Source organism: Nocardia sp. alder85J (genome assembly GCF_020176955.2).
Classification (GTDB): Bacteria; Actinomycetota; Actinomycetes; order Mycobacteriales; family Mycobacteriaceae; genus Nocardia.
Map to the genome: position 1 here is coordinate 113,485 of NZ_JAIUCZ020000008.1, position 16,823 is coordinate 130,307.

General features: G+C 69.3%; 14 protein-coding genes and 1 pseudogene. 7 read left to right on the forward strand and 8 right to left on the reverse strand.

The genetic code is table 11. The features are described 5' to 3' along the window. Positions 1-61 precede the first annotated feature (61 nt). Positions 62-2,923 carry a leucine--tRNA ligase gene (gene leuS / locus LBW94_RS28705; protein WP_225059951.1) on the forward strand — a complete coding sequence of 954 codons (2,862 nt, stop codon included), beginning with the start codon at positions 62-64 and terminating at the stop codon, positions 2,921-2,923. A gap of 57 nt (positions 2,924-2,980) precedes the next feature. Here the strand turns inward: leuS and LBW94_RS28710 are convergent, their stop codons facing one another. After that, positions 2,981-3,808: a polysaccharide deacetylase family protein gene (locus LBW94_RS28710; RefSeq protein ID WP_225059952.1), complete on the reverse strand. Its 828-nt coding sequence runs from the start codon at positions 3,806-3,808 to the stop codon at positions 2,981-2,983. Between the two features lie 154 nt (positions 3,809-3,962). Then, positions 3,963-4,652 carry an SDR family oxidoreductase gene (locus tag LBW94_RS28715; RefSeq protein WP_225059953.1) on the reverse strand — a complete coding sequence of 230 codons (690 nt, stop codon included), beginning with the start codon at positions 4,650-4,652 and terminating at the stop codon, positions 3,963-3,965. A gap of 177 nt (positions 4,653-4,829) precedes the next feature. Between LBW94_RS28715 and ggh the strand changes: the two genes are divergently transcribed. Together ggh and LBW94_RS28725 are read left to right on the forward strand one after the other, a co-directional pair. Further along, entirely contained in the window at positions 4,830-6,164 is a 1,335-nt protein-coding gene (gene ggh, locus LBW94_RS28720) for a glucosylglycerate hydrolase (protein ID WP_225059954.1), read from the forward strand. 138 nt (positions 6,165-6,302) lie between these two features. After that, positions 6,303-7,034, forward strand: a complete 732-nt coding sequence (locus LBW94_RS28725; protein WP_225059955.1) for a glycoside hydrolase family 25 protein — start codon at positions 6,303-6,305, stop codon at positions 7,032-7,034. A gap of 85 nt (positions 7,035-7,119) precedes the next feature. Here the strand turns inward: LBW94_RS28725 and LBW94_RS28730 are convergent, their stop codons facing one another. Further along, the gene (locus LBW94_RS28730; RefSeq protein WP_225059956.1) at positions 7,120-7,911 is read right to left on the reverse strand and encodes a hypothetical protein; all 792 of its coding nucleotides are present in this window, start codon (positions 7,909-7,911) and stop codon (positions 7,120-7,122) included. Between the two features lie 5 nt (positions 7,912-7,916). Next, positions 7,917-8,471: a lipoprotein LpqH gene (locus LBW94_RS28735; RefSeq protein ID WP_225059957.1), complete on the reverse strand. Its 555-nt coding sequence runs from the start codon at positions 8,469-8,471 to the stop codon at positions 7,917-7,919. Between the two features lie 174 nt (positions 8,472-8,645). Here LBW94_RS28735 and LBW94_RS28740 point away from each other — a divergent pair, with 174 nt between their 5' ends. The 4 genes and pseudogenes from LBW94_RS28740 to LBW94_RS28755 all read left to right on the forward strand — a co-directional run bounded on the left by LBW94_RS28740 (position 8,646) and on the right by LBW94_RS28755 (position 14,173). Further along, entirely contained in the window at positions 8,646-9,965 is a 1,320-nt protein-coding gene (locus tag LBW94_RS28740) for a hypothetical protein (protein ID WP_225059974.1), read from the forward strand. A gap of 94 nt (positions 9,966-10,059) precedes the next feature. Next, the gene (locus tag LBW94_RS28745) at positions 10,060-11,217 is read left to right on the forward strand and encodes a hypothetical protein (protein ID WP_225059958.1); all 1,158 of its coding nucleotides are present in this window, start codon (positions 10,060-10,062) and stop codon (positions 11,215-11,217) included. A gap of 193 nt (positions 11,218-11,410) precedes the next feature. Continuing rightward, positions 11,411-12,175, forward strand: a pseudogene (locus LBW94_RS44480) (tetratricopeptide repeat protein); the annotation flags it as partial. Positions 12,176-12,907: 732 nt separating this feature from the next. Then, complete coding sequence (locus tag LBW94_RS28755) at positions 12,908-14,173, forward strand: hypothetical protein (protein ID WP_225059975.1); 1,266 nt, start codon at positions 12,908-12,910, stop codon at positions 14,171-14,173. Here the strand turns inward: LBW94_RS28755 and LBW94_RS28760 are convergent. From LBW94_RS28760 to LBW94_RS28775, 4 genes are all read right to left on the reverse strand, one after another. Further along, positions 14,125-14,415, reverse strand: coding sequence for a hypothetical protein (locus tag LBW94_RS28760; protein ID WP_225059959.1), 291 nt, complete (start codon positions 14,413-14,415; stop codon positions 14,125-14,127). The genes LBW94_RS28755 and LBW94_RS28760 overlap by 49 nt on opposite strands. A gap of 155 nt (positions 14,416-14,570) precedes the next feature. Continuing rightward, positions 14,571-15,683, reverse strand: coding sequence for a YeiH family protein (locus tag LBW94_RS28765; RefSeq protein WP_225059960.1), 1,113 nt, complete (start codon positions 15,681-15,683; stop codon positions 14,571-14,573). A gap of 4 nt (positions 15,684-15,687) precedes the next feature. Further along, positions 15,688-15,825 carry a hypothetical protein gene (locus LBW94_RS28770; RefSeq protein WP_225059961.1) on the reverse strand — a complete coding sequence of 46 codons (138 nt, stop codon included), beginning with the start codon at positions 15,823-15,825 and terminating at the stop codon, positions 15,688-15,690. Positions 15,826-15,970: 145 nt separating this feature from the next. Further along, the gene (locus LBW94_RS28775; RefSeq protein ID WP_225059962.1) at positions 15,971-16,750 is read right to left on the reverse strand and encodes an LLM class F420-dependent oxidoreductase; all 780 of its coding nucleotides are present in this window, start codon (positions 16,748-16,750) and stop codon (positions 15,971-15,973) included. Between the last annotated feature and the right edge of the window lie 73 nt (positions 16,751-16,823).

Consider the following 16,823-nt stretch of genomic DNA (forward strand, 5'->3'; position numbering starts at 1 on the left):
GAGGTTCTACCCTGATGGGCGACGTCAATCCGGGGAACTCGGCCAAGAAGAAGGCAGGACCGTGCAGGACACTCGCGCAACCGATGCCACCGTCGCAGTCGGCGACGAGGTGCCCGCGCACCGTTACAACGCCGAGCTGGCGGGCCGGATCGAGCGCAAGTGGCAGCAGGCCTGGGACGACCGCGGCACCTTCTTCGCGCCGAATCCGGTCGGCCCGCTGCACGGCGACATCCCCGCCGACAAGCTGTTCATCCAGGACATGTTCCCCTATCCGTCCGGCGCCGGCCTGCACGTCGGTCACCCGCTGGGCTATATCGCCACCGACGTGTTCGCCCGCTATCACCGCATGCGCGGCCGCAACGTGCTGCACGCGCTGGGGTACGACGCCTTCGGCCTGCCCGCCGAGCAGTACGCGGTGCAGACCGGCGCGCATCCGCGGGTGACCACCGAGGCGAACATCAAGAACATGCGCCGCCAGCTGGATCGGCTGGGCCTGGGCCACGACCGGCGGCGCTCGTTCGCCACCACCGATCCCGACTTCTACAAGTGGACGCAGTGGATCTTCCTGCGCATCTACAACGCCTGGTACGACACGGTGGCGCAGCGGGCCCGGCCGATCGCTGAGCTGGAGGCCGAATTCGCCTCCGGCGCACGGGAACTGAGCGGCAGCCGGGTCTGGTCCGAGCTGACCGCGGCCGAGCGGGGGGCCGAGCTGGACTCGTATCGGCTGGTGTACCAGTCGGATTCGATCGTCAACTGGTGCCCCGGGCTGGGGACGGTGCTGGCCAACGAGGAGGTCACCGCCGACGGGCGCAGTGAGCGCGGCAACTTCCCGGTCTTCCGGAAGCGGTTGCGGCAGTGGATGATGCGCATCACCGCGTACTCCGACCGGCTGATCGACGATCTGGCGCGGCTGGACTGGCCGGACAACGTGAAGGCCATGCAGCGCAACTGGATCGGGCGCTCGCGCGGTGCGCAGGTGCGCTTCGCCGCGGACGGGGAGACGGTCGAGGTGTTCACCACCCGGCCCGACACGCTGTTCGGGGCGACCTATGTGGTGCTGGCGCCGGAGCACGAGCTGGTGGATCGGCTGGTCGGCGCGCAGTGGCCGGCCGGGGTCGATTCGCGCTGGACCTACGACGCCGATACTCCCGCGGCGGCCGTCGCGGCGTATCGGCGGTCGATCGCGGCCAAATCCGATCTGGAGCGGCAGGAGAACAAGGAGAAGACCGGGGTCTTCCTCGGCGCCTATGCCACCAATCCGGTCGACGGGGCGCAGCTGCCGATCTTCGTCGCGGACTACGTGCTGGCCGGGTACGGCACCGGTGCGATCATGGCGGTGCCCGGGCACGACCAGCGCGACTGGGAGTTCGCTTCCGCCTTCGGCCTGCCGATCGTCGAGGTGATCTCCGGTGGTGACGTCACCGCCGCCGCCTGGTCCGGCGACGGGGTGCTGGTCAACTCCGGCTATCTGGACGGGCTGGAGGTCGAGGCCGCCAAGGCGACGGTGATCGAGCGGCTGGAGGCCGACGGGCACGGGACCGGCAGGGTGCAGTTCAAGCTGCGCGACTGGTTGTTCGCGCGGCAGCGGTACTGGGGTGAGCCGTTTCCGATCGTGTACGACTCGGACGGAGTGGCGCATCCGCTGCCGGAGAGCATGCTGCCGGTCGAGCTGCCCGAGGTGAAGGATTTCGCGCCGGTCACCTTCGACGCGGACGACGCCGATTCCGAGCCGTCGCCGCCGCTGGCCAAGGCCACCGATTGGGTGACCGTCGAGCTGGATCTGGGCGACGGGGTGCGAACCTATCGGCGCGATACCAATGTGATGCCGCAGTGGGCCGGTAGTTCGTGGTACCAGTTGCGTTATACCGATCCCACCAATTCGGCGACGTTGGCCGATCCGGAGAACGAGCGGTACTGGCTGGGGCCGCGTCCGGCCGAGCACGGGGCGGATGATCCCGGAGGCGTCGATCTGTATGTCGGCGGCGTCGAGCATGCGGTGCTGCATCTGCTGTATGCGCGGTTCTGGCAGAAGGTGTTGTTCGACCTGGGCGATGTGTCCGGTCCGGAGCCTTATCGGCGGCTGTTCAATCAGGGGTACATCCAGGCGTACGCCTATACCGACAAGCGTGGCGCCTATGTGCCCGCCGCCGAGGTGCAGGAACGCGGCAACACGTTCTACTGGATCGACGGGGACGGCGTGGAGCACGAGGTGTTCCAGGAGTACGGCAAGATCGGCAAGTCGCTGAAGAACGCCGTCTCGCCCGATGAGATGTACGACCTGTACGGGGCGGACACCTTCCGGTTCTACGAGATGTCGATGGGGCCGCTGGACACCTCCCGGCCGTGGTCGACCAAGGATGTGGTCGGTGCGCACCGGTTCCTGCAACGGGTGTGGCGGTTGGTGGTGGACGAGGAGTCCGGCGACGTGCGCGTCACCGAGGACGGTCCGGCAGACGCCACGCTGCGGCTGCTGCACCGGACCATCGACGGTGTCGACGGCGATTACGCCGCGCTGCGGGACAACACCGCCGGCGCCAAGCTGATCGAGCTGACCAACCACCTGACCAAGGAGTATCCGCAGGGTGCGCCGCGGACGGTGGTGGAGGCGCTGGTGCTGATGCTGGCGCCGATGGCGCCGCACATCTCCGAGGAGCTGTGGGAACGGCTGGGGCACACCGCCGCGCTGGCGCACGGGCCGTTCCCGGTGGCGGATCCCGCGCTGCTGGTGGCGGATTCGGTGGAGTACCCGATCCAGGTCAACGGGAAGGTGCGCAGTCGGATCAGCGTCGCGGCCGACGCCGACCCGAAAGCCATCGAGGCGGCCGCGCTGGGCGACCAGAAATTGCTGGAATTCCTGGGGGGAAAGCAACCCCGGAAGATCATCGTGGTGCCGGGCCGATTGGTGAACGTGGTCGCCTGAGGCGGTCGCCCGAGGCCGAGAACCCGCCGCAGCCGAAGCGAAGGCCGAAAATACAGCTCAGGCGGTGCCGCCGGGGGGTAGGAGGACGTCGTTCAGCGTGACCATGGAGAGGTTGCGGGAGCGGATGATGTCGACCAGTTGGCCGTAGACGTGGGTCACCGGGAGGTGGTTGGCGTGGCCGATGACTATCGACTGGTCGTTGAACCACTGGTCGGCCATTTGGACGATGTAGTCCTCGGTGACCAGGCCGGCATCGGACAGGGAGCCGTACCACATGGTGGGGACCGTGTAGCCGCAGTCGGCGGCGATGCGGTCGACCGCGGCGTTGTGGTAGCCGTACGGGGGGCGGAAGTAGGGGGTGCCGTCCACGCCGAAGGCATCCTGGAGGAACTGCTTGGTGCGGTTCAGCTGGTCGGCGATGCCGGTTGCGGACAGGCGGGTCAGGGCGGGGTGGTCCCAGGTGTGGTTGCCCAGCTGGATCTGGCCGGATTCCACCAGGGGGCGCAGGGCGTCCCGGTTGATCGTCCAGGAGTCGTAGCAGGCGGTCACGAAGAAGGTGAAGCGGGCGCCGGTGTCGCGGGCGAACTGGACGTAGGCGGCGACCACGTCGGGGTTGGTGCCGTCGTCGACGGTGAGGGCCATGCTGGTGCCGTCGCCGGGGAGGCCGCTGAGGGTCTCGGGGGCGATCGGGATGCGCGGGCCGCGCGGCGGGGGTGGCAGCAACGGTGGCGGGGCCACTGCGAAAGGTGATGCGCCGCCGGGGGATCCGCTCGCGGTGCGTGGATTGCCCGCGCCCGGTTTCGCATCCGTGCAGCCGGTCAGGCTCGCCATGGTACCGGCGGCCAGCAGCAGCAGCCATTGTCGACGGTTCAGCATCGATCTCATGTCGCACCTACCGTGTCGGCGGTCGAACCTGTCGCCGCGCAACATATCGCACGAATGGCGTAAATCGGACGTGAAATGACAATGCTTCGGTCCGCTCGGCGGGTCGTGTGATCCGAGGCGGTGAATCGGCCGGGAACTGCGACGACGGGCTGTGTCAGCGTGGGATGGGGCGGAGCACGATCTCGACGGGGTGGGCGTCGCGTGGGGTTTCCACGGCGTGGCGTACGGCCCGGGCGACGGTCTCGACGGTGAGGAATTCCGCCGGGCGGTAGTCGCGGTGTTCGCCGGCCACGATGGCCTGTTGCATCTCGGTGTCGATGCGGCCGGGGTGGATCGAGGTGACCCGTAGGTCCGGTTCCTCCTGGCGGAGGGCGTCGCCGAAGGCCCGGAGGCCGAACTTGCTCGCCGCGTAGGCGCCCCAGCCGGGGGCGACCCGCAATCCTGCGCCCGAATTGATCAGCACCACATGGCCTTTCGCGGCGCGGAGAGCGGGCAGTAGCAGGCGGGTCAGTTCGGCGACCGCGATCAGGTTGGCTTCCAGCACATGTCGCCACAGGGATGCCGGTGATTCGGCGACCGTGCCGAGTTCGGCGACGCCGGCGTTGTGGACCAGCACGTCCAGGCGATCGATGTCGGCGGTGGCACGGGCCACCGCGTCGTAGTCCGTCAGGTCCACCGGCCAGGGGTGCGCGTCCGGGAGTTCGGCCGTCGTGCCGGTGAGCGCCGCGGCGGTGCGGGCGCCGAGCAGCAGACGGTGGGTGCCCGCCAGTTCGCGGGCGATCGCCGCCCCCAGTCCCCGGCTGGCGCCGGTGATCAGGGCGGTGGGTTCGGAGCTGGTCACCATGCGATCACGGTAACCGGAAACTCGCGCCCGACGATGCACCCACCGATCGGACCCCTGTCACGGAACCGAAGGCGAGCACAGGTGAACACCGTGGCGCAGCAACCGGCGCCACGCCGGTCGGAGGGTGGGTACCACGCGCAGCGCGCGTACTTGCGGGTGTCATCGCACAATGGGGGGATGAACGGGCCCGGTTTCACTCCCACCCAACTGGCGGCCCGTGCCGCGTACCTGCTGCGCGGCAACGATCTGGGCACGATGACGACCGCGGCGCCGAAATTGTATCCGCACATGTGGAGCTGGGATGCCGCTTTCGTCGCGGTCGGTCTGGCGCCGCTGAGCGTGGAGCGCGCGGTGATGGAACTCGACACGTTGCTGTCGGCGCAGTGGCGCAACGGGATGATCCCGCACATCGTGTTCGCCAACGGGGTGGACGGGTATTTTCCGGGGCCCGCCCGCTGGGAATGTCGCCGGCTGGCGGCCAACGCGCCCGACGGGCCGGACACCTCCGGCATCACCCAGCCGCCGGTGCACGCCATCGCGGTGCAGCGGATCCTCGATCATTCCCGCCGGCACGGCCGCAGCACCCGGGCGGTGGCGGAGGAGTTCCTGAACCGGCGCTGGCCGGATCTGATGCGCTGGCACCGCTGGCTGGCCAACGCCCGTGACACGAAGCACAACGGCCGGATCACCCTGTACCACGGCTGGGAGTCCGGAATGGACAACTCGCCGCGCTGGGATCGCGCCTACGAACATGTGGTGCCGGGCGATCTGCCCACCTACGAGCGCGCCGACATCCATCTGGTCGATCCCACCGAACGGCCCTCGGACCGGGAATACGACCGCTACCTGTGGCTGGTCGAACAGATGCGCCGCTGTGGATACGACGATTTCCAACTCGCGTCGACGATGAGCTTCGCGGTGGAGGACGTCTTCGTCACCGCCATCTTCGCGCTGGCCAACGAGGTGCTGGCGCATATCGGCGAGGATTACCGGATGCCGCGCGCCGACGTCCGGGAGCTGTACGAGTGGGCGGACTACTTCCGGGCGGGGGTGGTCGCCACCGCCGATCCGCGCACCGGCGCCGCGCGCGACTTCGACGTCCGGCTGGGCCGGTGGATCAGCACCGAGACGCTGGCGATGTTCTCGCCGCTGCTGTGCGGCGGACTGCCGCGCGACGCCGAGCGCAGCCTGCTGCGGCTGTTCGAGGGCCCGCGGTTCTGCGGGCATCCGGATCTGCGCTATGCCCTGCCACCGTCCACCTCGCCGGTGTCGAAGGACTTCCGCTCGCGGGAGTACTGGCGCGGGCCGGTGTGGCCGGTGATGAGCTGGCTGTTCTCCTGGGTATTCGCCCGCCGCGGCTGGGCCGAGCGGTCGTTCATGCTGCGGGCCGAGGGGTTGCGGCAGGCCAGCGACGGCAGTTTCGCCGAATACTACGAACCCTTCACCGGGGAGCCGCTGGGCAGCATGCAGCAGTCGTGGACGGCGGCGTCGGTCCTGGACTGGCTGGGCTGACCGGGCGGATCACTCCCGTCGACCGAGCTGCCGAGGCAGCCGTCCGCACCCATTGAACGGATCATCAGCAATTTTTTTGCAACGAATCACAGTGGTGGCTGTGGTCACGGGTTTGACTTTCGAATATGCTGGTTAACCATGCGTAAGCTTCCCGTGATCAGCCCGAGACTGCGCCGTGTCCTTGTTGCCATGCTCGCAATCTCGGTCTCCGGCATATTTTCGGCTACCGGTCAGGCGGCTGCCGACCCGACCGGGCCCGACGTCTCGTCCTGGCAGCACGTCGACGGCCGGATGATCAACTGGAGCGAGGTGCGCACCGCGGGGCACAACTTCGCCATGCTGAAGGCCACGGAGGGTGTCACCTACCTCAACCCGTACTTCGTCGCCGACAGCGTGCTGATGCGCAATGCCGGCATCGCCCGGGGCACCTACCACTACGCCCACCCCAACCAGTCGCCGGAGCAGCAAGCCGCGCTGTACGCGGCGGTGGTGCTCGGCCAGAACGGGCCGCTGGACCTGCCGCCGGTGCTGGACATCGAGGAGTCCGACGGGCTCGCGCCGGCCGCGCTGATCGACTGGACGCACCGCTACCTGAACACGGTGCAGGCGCTGACCGGCCGGACGCCGATCGTCTACACCTATCCGAACTTCTGGAAGTCGGCGATGGCGAACTCCACCGAGTTCACCCGGTACCCGCTGTGGATCGCCGACTACCGCGGCAACGAACAGCCGGAGGTGCCCGGCGGCTGGCCGGCCTGGACGTTCTGGCAGACCACCGACTCCGGATTCATCCCCGGAATCAGCGGGAAGACCGATATGAACATCTACAGCGGCGCCCAGGGCACCTTCACCCGATTCGCCAACATGTGAATTCCGACCTGTGCACAGCCGAATCGCCGGTCTCGACCCCGAGACCGGCGATTCTGTGTCGTTGTGCGCGATCGGTTGTGAACAATCAGGTGTTCACAGGGAGGGCGAGCACCACCTCCCGCTCATCCGTCGCGAGGTAGCGCACCTGCACGATCCGGCCCACCTGGACCTGACCGATATGGCGCTGCGGCACGAACTTCTGCACCGCGGCCGTGAAGGTGCTGCCGTCCGGCCGGGTGATCAGCAGGTGCAGATCCACCTTGGTGCTGTCCTCGCGGGTCTCCCCGGGCACCGACAGCGACTGCACCACCGCCTGCGCGGCCACCCCTCGTTGGGCCACGTCGAGGGCGGCCCGAGTGGTCAGGCCCTTGCGGATCATGGTCTCGTTCATGGCCTGCTGCATCGCCGAGCGATCACCGGAACGGTCGATCTCCACATGGTCGGTGCGACCGGGCAGATAACGCACCGGCAGCACCACGCCCGGGCGCAGCAGCGCCAGCTCGGCCAGCGGGACCACCAGCTTGGCGTGCGAGTGGAAGTTCTCGCCGCCGTCGCCCTCGACCTGCATTTCGATCCGCAGCTGCGGCTGCTCGTTGATGTAGAGCCCGGTCTGCCGGAACGATTCGACGGTGCCGATCCCCAGCCGGCCGTCCCGGAACCGGGGGCTGTTGCCCCCGGTCACGCCGCTGCTGGTGAGCAGGAAGGCCACCGGCAGCACCGACACCGCGACGATCGGCAGCGCCATCTGCCAGCCCACCCAGCCGAACACATCGCCGCCGAAGGCGTCGGTGGAGCGGTAGGTGAGTCCGTGCCACAGGTAGTAACCCACCGCGAGGACGAAGAACGCCGCGGCGATGGCCCGGATCGCGGTGCGCATCGGGATCACCCGCCCACGATGGTCGAGCAGGCGAAGGTGATGTCGAACTTCTGGCTCTTCGGCCCCGCGGTCGGGTTGGTCAGATCCGGGGTGCCGACACCCTCACCGGTGACGTGGAAGGTGTTGCCGGACTTGACGGCCTCCGCCGAACCGCCGGGCTGGCCCTTGCCGAAGCCGATCGCGTACGGCAGGCCGTTGGAGCCGCCCTTGCTGCCGGTGATCCCGACCGCCTGCACGGTGCCGGTGCCGGTGACCGTGGCGGCCACCGCGAGGTTGCCGTAGGTGCCGTTCGCGGCATCGGTCAGGGCCAGGGCCAGCACGTCGCCCTGCTTGGCGCAGGTGGTGTCGAAGGTGCCGGTCAGCTTGGCGCCGTCGACACTCACGGCCGACGCGCCGCCGGACGGGCCGGGCGACACCGGTCCCGCGGCGGTGGGCGAGGCCGGCGCCGGGGCGGCGGGCTGCGAGGCCGACTTGCTGTCGCCACAGCCGGTGAGGACCAGGGCCAGGGCGGCGGAGGCGGCCACGGCGGCGGTGCAGAGACGAATGGATGCAGTGCTCATCGAAATTCCTCGACGTCAGGGAGCGTTGCCGCTCGCTTTTCGAACTTCCGGTTCCGGTGGTGGAACCCGATGAGCAAAAGGTAGGAAGCGTTCGTGCCCTACCGATCCCAGGTTTCCCCCTGGCCGACCCGGGCGCAGGTTGGTTAACCTGGTCGAATGCGACGGCCGCGCGCGATGGTGCTGGACGAGGTTTGGCGCCGGATCGACGGCGTCGAACCACTGTCGGGACCCCACGGCGGCCCGCTGAGCCGCACGATCAAACTCGTGCTCGATCCGCTGGTGCTGCGGCCGGTCCAGCACCCGCTGTGCGCCGGCCCGATCCTGACCGCCGAGGGCGTGGTCGCGGTGACGGCCCGGCTCACCGCCGCCGCCGACGTCCTGCGCGCGACCGCCGCCTGGTTCACCGTCTTCAAACAGGTACGGCGCACCCTGCGCATCACCGAGGGCAATCCGCAGGATCTGTACTTCCAGCGCTGTTTCGAGCTGGCGAGCACCCTCGGCGCTCCCGACCCCGCGCACGGCAGCGCCGAACTCGCCGCGGCGGCCGTCCGGGAGTTGCACGAATCCACCGCCGGCCGGACCACCCGGGCACTCAAGGAACATCTCACCGAACCCGCTCGGACCCAGGCACTCTCGCAGCTGATCGAACTGGCCTGGCAGCGCCGCCCCAGCAGCGGCGGCCCGAGCAGTTCGCACACCGCGGAAGTCGGTGCGCTGCTGGAGATCTGCGCCACCGCCCGGATGCGCAGGACGCCGCCGGACGGCCACGCCGTCTTCACCGCCCTGCTGTCCGCCCGCGCGGGCACCCATTCCGGCATCCGCCTCTGGTCGGCCGGAACCTCGCCCACCGCACGACATCTCGGCCTGACCGAACACCCCGCCCCGCGCCGTCCGGAACTCGGCGCGACCGCCTCCAAGGCCACCCTCGCCCGCCCCTTCGACCGGACCATCCACGAACGGGTCTTCACCGTGCTCCAGGCCGGCGTGGACCGCGCCGACCTGCCCGAGATCCCGGAACTGGTCGACGCGGAGATAGCCCGCAGCTGTGCCCCGTGGGCCCTGCTCGACGAATCACTGCGGGTGGCCGCCACCGCCGGCGCCGAACTGGCACTCGGCCTGCGCCCCACCACCTCCGGCACCGAACCGGAAACCACCGCACAGCAGGTGATCAACGGCCGCTGGCGGCGCGAGGCGTACGTCTTGCAGGCCCGCCGCATGTTCGTCCACGCGGATCCGGCGGCCGGCGGCCCGCTCGCCGCGGTCGCCGCCGAACTGCGCGAACCCTGGCAGCCCTACCTGCGCCGACTGTGGGTCCGGTTGCACGGCAGGGACGTTCGCGATTTCCCGATGACCGCCACCGACGAACTGTGGGACATCCTCGACGGCGTGGCCCGCTCGGTCGTGCTCGACCACCGCATGCGGGTGAAGCAGATCCTCGGCGCCACCACCGATGTCGACACCGACACCGTCCCGGCCGAATCGAGGGCGAGCTGATGCGCCACCGGTTCCGCAACGCACCCGGGCGAATCCAGGACCGGCCGACCGTCCGGAAGCGGCCGGACGGCCCGGCCGGATCGAGGATCGGCTGATGACGACCGCGAGCATGCCCGGTGGATCGGTCGAAGTGGAGGTGCGCGACGGCCCGGACGGGACGGTGATCGTGGCCCCGCCCGGGATCGCCACCGTCGCCGACGGGTCGAGCGCCATGGACACTCTCGTGCTGGCCGTGACCGGTGGATATCTGTCGTGGAACCTGCTCTCCGGCAGTCGGATTCCGGCGGCGGTACTGGACGAACCGGAATCGGCCCAGCAGTGGATCTGGGCCGTGTACGGCGAGGATGTCGCACTCGCGGTGGATGATTTCGCCGGTGCCACACTGCGATCGGCGGTGCGGCCCGGCTTGCCCGCGCTGGCGGCCGCCGCGTGGCGGCTCGGGTATGCGCACTGGGCAGCTCGCTGGTGGCCCGCCTCGGCGATCGATTCCATCGCGGCCCTGGATGATCGGCTGCTTGCCGCCGAGATCGCCACGCTCACCGGGGAATGCGAGTCGTTGGTGGACGGCGCCGACGCCCTCGCGGACGCGGATGCGGGCGAATTCGCCGCGGCATTCGCGACGGCGCGTGCCGAGGACTACGCGCTGGCCGCCGGGGATACCGACGCTGCCGCCGGGGATGCGGCGGTGCTGGGCCGCGGGGTCGGCGGCTGGGACTGGCATCGCTGCCCGCCCGGATTGCTCGATGCCTCCGAGCGCGCCGTCTCCTGGGAGGTCGTGCGCGCCGCGGGTGCCACCACCGTCCGGGTCCGAGCGGTCGCCGCCCCCGGATTCCGCGGCCCGGTACCGGAATACCTGCGACCCGTCGCCACCGTCCGCTTCGCCGGCGCCACCGCCACCACCCCCTTGGTCCTCACCGGCGATCACTGGCACGGGCTGATGCCGTTGCCCGATCGCACCGGCCCTGCGGCCCTGCCCGACTCGGCCGATTCTCGGACACCGCCCTACTCGCCGACACCGACAGCGGGGAGCGGCCCTGCCACACCGGCGGCAGCATCCGGCCCGGACAGCTCGCCGATCGTGGCCGTTCAGGTTCCCGGCATCGGACCGGCCGACTCGATCTCGGAAGCCACGCTGCGACAACGCATCCGCGACTTCGCCGCCGACCGGCTACGTCGCGCCGCACGCGCGGACGACGATCCGTACGATGCCCCGCTGCTCGCCGAAATCGCCGCGGCGGAAATGGATTTCTGACGATGATCACGAAAATCACGATCCCGGTGACGGCGTGACCACACCGGACGCCGACGGCGACTGGGCGCCACTGCACGAGGCAGCGGCGGTGTATCAGACCGGAGACGTGGAGCGGGCCCGGTGGATGTTCGAGGCGGCGGTGCGGTCGACCGGCGGCCGGGTTCGATCGGCGGCCATGGTCAATGCGGCCGCCATGTGCGACCAGCTCGGCGACCATGCCGCGGCGCTCACCTGGTATCGGACGGCACTGCCGGATATCCCCGCCGACGCACACAAGATGCGCGCCACCGCGCTCGTCGACATGTCGCAGGCGCTCCAGCATCTCGGCGATCTCCCGGCGGCGCGGGCGGCGCTCACCGAGGCGCGCGAGCTGATCGGCGACGATCCCGAGCTGGGCGGCCTGCGCGTCGCCTGTCTGCTGTCGACCACGGCGGTGGCGATCCACACCCGGAACTGGTCCGACGCCCTGACCCTGGCCACCGAATCCCTGGACGCCGCCGTACTTTTCGCTCCCGACTGGCTGGGCCATCCGCTGATGAATCTCGCCGCGGTCTACTTCGAGACCGGACGGGACACGCTCGCAGTCGATTTCGCACAGCAGGCGCTCGCCGCGTTCACCGGCTCCGGCGATGAGAACGGCGTCGCCGAGACCCGGCAGAACCTCGCGATGATGCACCTGCGGGCCGGGGAATTCGAGGAGGCCCGGTCGCTGCTGCACGCGAGCCAGGACTATTTCGAGCGCAACGGGCTCGGGCCGAGAGCCGGAATCGGCTGGAAACTTCTGGGTTTCCTCGCCGACGGCACCGGCGACCCGGCCGCGGCCTTGCAGTGGTATCAGCGCAGTTCGGACCACTTCCTGGCGTCCGGCGCGGTCCTGGAGGCCGCGGAGGTCCAGCTGCGTCTCGCCGTCGCGGAGGCCCGCTCCGGCCGTCCCGATGCGGCAGAAGGCCTGCTGTCCAACGCCTTCGACACCTACGCCCGGCACGGCCGCGGACTCGACTGCGCCCACATCGACTTCTGGCGGGCCGCACTCCTGGCCGAGCATGCGGCCGCGGACGATCCCGCCGCGGCCCGGACCGGCGTCGACCTCGCGGTACCCGCCGCGCTGACCATCGACGCCGTCCGCCACACCTTCACCGACGGCTACCACCGGCAGCAATGGCACACCCGGATGGCCGAACCGGCGCTGCGCCTGGCCTTCCACTTCGCCACCCGGGCCGGTGACGCGCGAGTGATCGCGGACCTGGTCGAAACATGCGGCGCGGGCGCCACACCGGCTCCGGACCGGCAACCGTCCGAACGAATCGCCGGTATCCCCCTGGCGATTCCGGACGCGCCACCCGAATTCGGCGCCACGACCGCGGCCGCCGCGACGCTGGGCACGGCCCTGGCCGACCTGGCGGCGAGCGCGGGCCTCGCCGTCGGCCCACCACCACGCCTGCGCGTCGCCCCCGACGGTCACATCGCGCTGGCGGCGCACATCGCCGTCGCCGAGAACCGATACCAGCGCACCGTCCGCGCACCGGAGATCCTGCCGGCCGCACCGGAATCCACCACACCACCCGCTCCGCCCCGGACCACGACGGCAGCGGAATCACGTCGCGAGGCGGACGGCAGTCGCACTGCGGCAGCGGGATACGGCAGCGGAACGGCTGCGGCGCAGGCGGCTCGGCCGACGGTATTCGTGCGGATGGCGGACGCCGGAGATCTGTATCTGTCGTGGCACTGGGCGGTGGGGACGGATGCGCCCGGGGTCGCCGTGATTCCCGAGGAGCAGGTGGCGGCGGCGGTGGCCCGGTTCGCGGCGGCCCTGCCCCGGCCGGATGTCGGCGGCGGGATCGAATCCGCCTTCACCACCGGCGAACTGGCTTCGTACGACGCGGAAAATGGTCTGGCGCAAGATCTTTCGCGGGTGTTCCTGCCGTTTCGATTGGCGGAGCAGTTGCACCGGCTGTGGACGGCGGGGGTGCGGCCGCTGGTGCGGGTACAGCCGTCGCCGCGGGTGGCGCGGATCCCGTGGGAGTTGCTGGCCCCGGATCCGGCGGTGCGGTTGCTCGACATCGCCGATGTCGGGTTGCTGGCGCCCGCCGGCCTGGTGCACGGGCCCGGCCGGACGGCGCGGTCCTGGGCCGCGGACCGGGAGTTGCCGGTGGTGGCGGTGCTCGATCCGCGGGTGCCCGGATTCCGGGCCGACTCGGCGCTGGGTTCGGTGCTGGGCCGGATGGACGCGGCGGCGCCGCTGGCCCGGCGGGTCGGTGAGTACGGCGATCGGCTGCTACCGGCGGTGAGCGATCCGGTGGACGCGTTCCGGCGCACCGATCTGGATCGCGACTGGCTGGGCCGGGCACTGCGCGCGGGGGCGTCGCGACTGGTGTACGTGGGGCATGTGACGGCGGCGGCGCCGGAGTCCGGACGCAGCGAGGAGGCCCGGCTGCATCTGGCCTGTACCGCCGAGACCAGCGGGTTCGCCCCCGTCGACCGGATCCACCGGCCGCTGTCGGCCAAGGATCTGATCCTGGGCACGCATGCGGCGGCGGCCGATCCGGCCGACGGGGCGAGGCTGTGGCCGATCCCCGGCCGGGTCGCCCTGATCGCCTGCGAGAGCGGCGGGGACCTGCGGTTCGGCGAGGCCCTCGGACTGCTCGCGGCCATGATTCACGGTGGCGCCGAACTGGTCACCGCGACCCGGTGGACGCTGCCCACGGATCTGGCCTTCCAGCGGTTCGGCGCGGCGGGGTCACACCCGTTGCAGGACGCGGTGTGCGCGATCGATGCCGCGCACGAGCAATCGGACCCGGTCGCCGCGCTGCTGCACTGGCAGCGAGAACGGCTCGCCGCCTGGCGCGACACGCGGCAGGTCCGGGATTCACCACTGCTGTGGGCGGCTTTCGCCACCGTGGATACGCGTCAGTGCTCGTCGTTGTGGACGGCGTGCCGGTGGCCGTCGTGGATGTAGTCCACATGGTCACCGTGCGGAATCGCCGGATGTCCACAGCCTTCACCGTGCACATGGTCGTGGTCGGCGGTGTGCTCGACGTGCCCGGCGGGTTCACATTCGTCGAAATGGCCGTCGTGCGCCCGGTGCAGATGACCGTCGTGGATGTAGTCCACATGGTCACCGTGTGCAAACGACTCGTGTCCACAATCTGGCCCGTGGGTATGGTCGTGCTCGGTGTGGATCGCATGTGCAGTGGTCATCGAACCTCTCCTCATTCCAGCGGAAAATCCAGCGGTACGGACAGGTGGAACCGATACAACATATTAGTACTCACGCATGTGAAGACCCGGCCAGGGAACGCCGTCGCCGCGCGGCCCGGGGACCGCGCGGCGACATCCGATCGATGTGGAACCGATCAGTTGACCAGGCCCCAGTGCAGGACCCGGGAAGTGAACAGCACCAGCCCCAGCGACACCGTCGCCACCACCGTCAGGCCGACCACCGCGACGATCAGCGGCCGCCAGCCGGTGCGACCCAACTCCCGGAAGTTGGTGTTCAGGCCGACCCCGGCAAAGGTTAGCAGGAACGCCCAGCGAGACACGTTGGCCAGGTTGGTGATCTGCTTCGCGCTGATCCAGTGCACCGTCGCCAGCGCCGACACCGCCAGGAAGCCGAGCACGAACTTCGGGAACTTCTCCCAGACGAACAACGCCTTCGCCCGCACCCCCGGCGCGATGGCGTCGGCCTCGCCGCGCGCCGACCAGTACAGGCCGAAACCGAGCACGACGAACCCGATGAGCGCATTGCGCGTCGCCTTCACCAGCACCGCGACCTTACCCGCCGCATCGGAATAGGCATAACCGGTGGCGGTGGTCTCCGCCGTGTTGTCCACGGCCAGGCCCGCCCACAACCCGAATTCGTGGTTCGTCAGCCCGATTCCGTGCCCGATCACCGGAAACAGGAACAGCGACACCGCCCCCAGGGTGAGAATCGCCGCGATCGCGTACCCCACATCCTCGTTGCGGGCGCGAATGGCGCCGCGCGAGGCCACGATCGCCGAGACACCGCAGATGGAGGTGCCGATGGCCAGCAGCGAACCGAGCTTGCCCGACAACCCCAGCAACCGCGACGCCGCGAGAATGATCGCACCGGCGACGGTCATATCGATCAGGATGATCACGAAGCTGGTCCCGCCCAGCTTCGCCACATCGCCGAGGACGAAACGGGATCCGAGCGCGACGATGCCCGCCTTCAGCCAGAATTCGTAACTCCCGATACCCGGCCTGAAAATACGGTGCACACCGACGGTATTGGCGATGATGAGCCCGAAAACGATGGCCCACAACACATATTCGATATCCGGGAAGCGCCAGTGGTGATGCTTGGCGAAACTGTTCACCCAGATCTCGGTGTATTTGCCGAGCAGCCCGATGGCGATCAGCAGCACGATTCCCGGCACATACGCCAGCGCCCGCCGCACCGGCGACTGCTCGGATTCCGCTGTGGCGGAGACTGTTTCGATTGCCATGGCGTCACCACGGAATTCTCGGCAGCACACCGGCGACGGCGAGCACGACGAACACACCGGTGACGGCGACGGCCCACCAGTCGACACCGATCCGTGCGAACACGGACCGTGACGGGGTGGGCACAGGGCCCGGATCACTCATGACCGACTCCTCATCCGTGATGGTCAGCCGCCATGATGGGGCCGACCGGCACGGCGAGGAACGAATGGAATCAGCGCGATCGCATGTCCGAGAAGCCGGTACGACCAGCGGCCGCCGCCCCTATCATGCGGCGGCCGCGTCACTTTCAGCGCGCGTTGAACTCGTCCCGCCAGCGCACGGCCTCGATCGCCTCGCTCAGATCGTAATCGGGACCGCCCAGCCCCACGGTGAACAGCGTCGCCCCCGCGCCCACCAGATCCGCCGCGTCCTCCGCCCCCGGCCAGCCCACCGACCGTTCGATGGCCGCCGGATCGGTACCGACCGCGGCACAGTGATCCGCAAGAATCTTCGACTTGTGCTCCAGCACATCGAGTTTCGCGAACGAATGCCAGATGTCGGCATATTCCGCCACCAACCGCAACGTCTTCTTCTCCCCGCCACCCCCGATGAGAATCGGAATATCCCGCACCGGAGCCGGATTCAACTTCGCCAACCGCGCCTCGATCCGCCCCAGATGTTCCTTCAGCAACGCCAACCGTGAACCGGCCGTACCGAATTCGTACCCGTACTCGTCGTAGTCACGCTGGAACCACCCCGCCCCGATCCCCAGGATCAGCCGCCCACCGGAAATGTGATCGACGGTCCGCGCCATATCCGCAAGCAGATCCGGATTCCGGTACCCCGTCCCGGTCACCAGCGCCCCCAACTCCACCCGCTCGGTCTGCTCGGCAACCGCCCCCAACATGGTCCAGCACTCGAAGTGCGCCCCGTCGGGATCCCCGTAGAGCGGATAGAAGTGGTCCCAGTTGAACACGATATCCACCCCCGCATCCTCCGCGCGCCGCACCGTATCGCGGATCAGCCCGTACTGCGGCGCCTGCTGCGGCTGAAGTTGAATAGCGATGCGAACCGGTCGAGACGTCATGATGTCTGGCTCTCCTCTTTCGGGACCCGGGACTGAAGGTTCGGTATGACCCTTCGCGACGTTACCCCCGCGG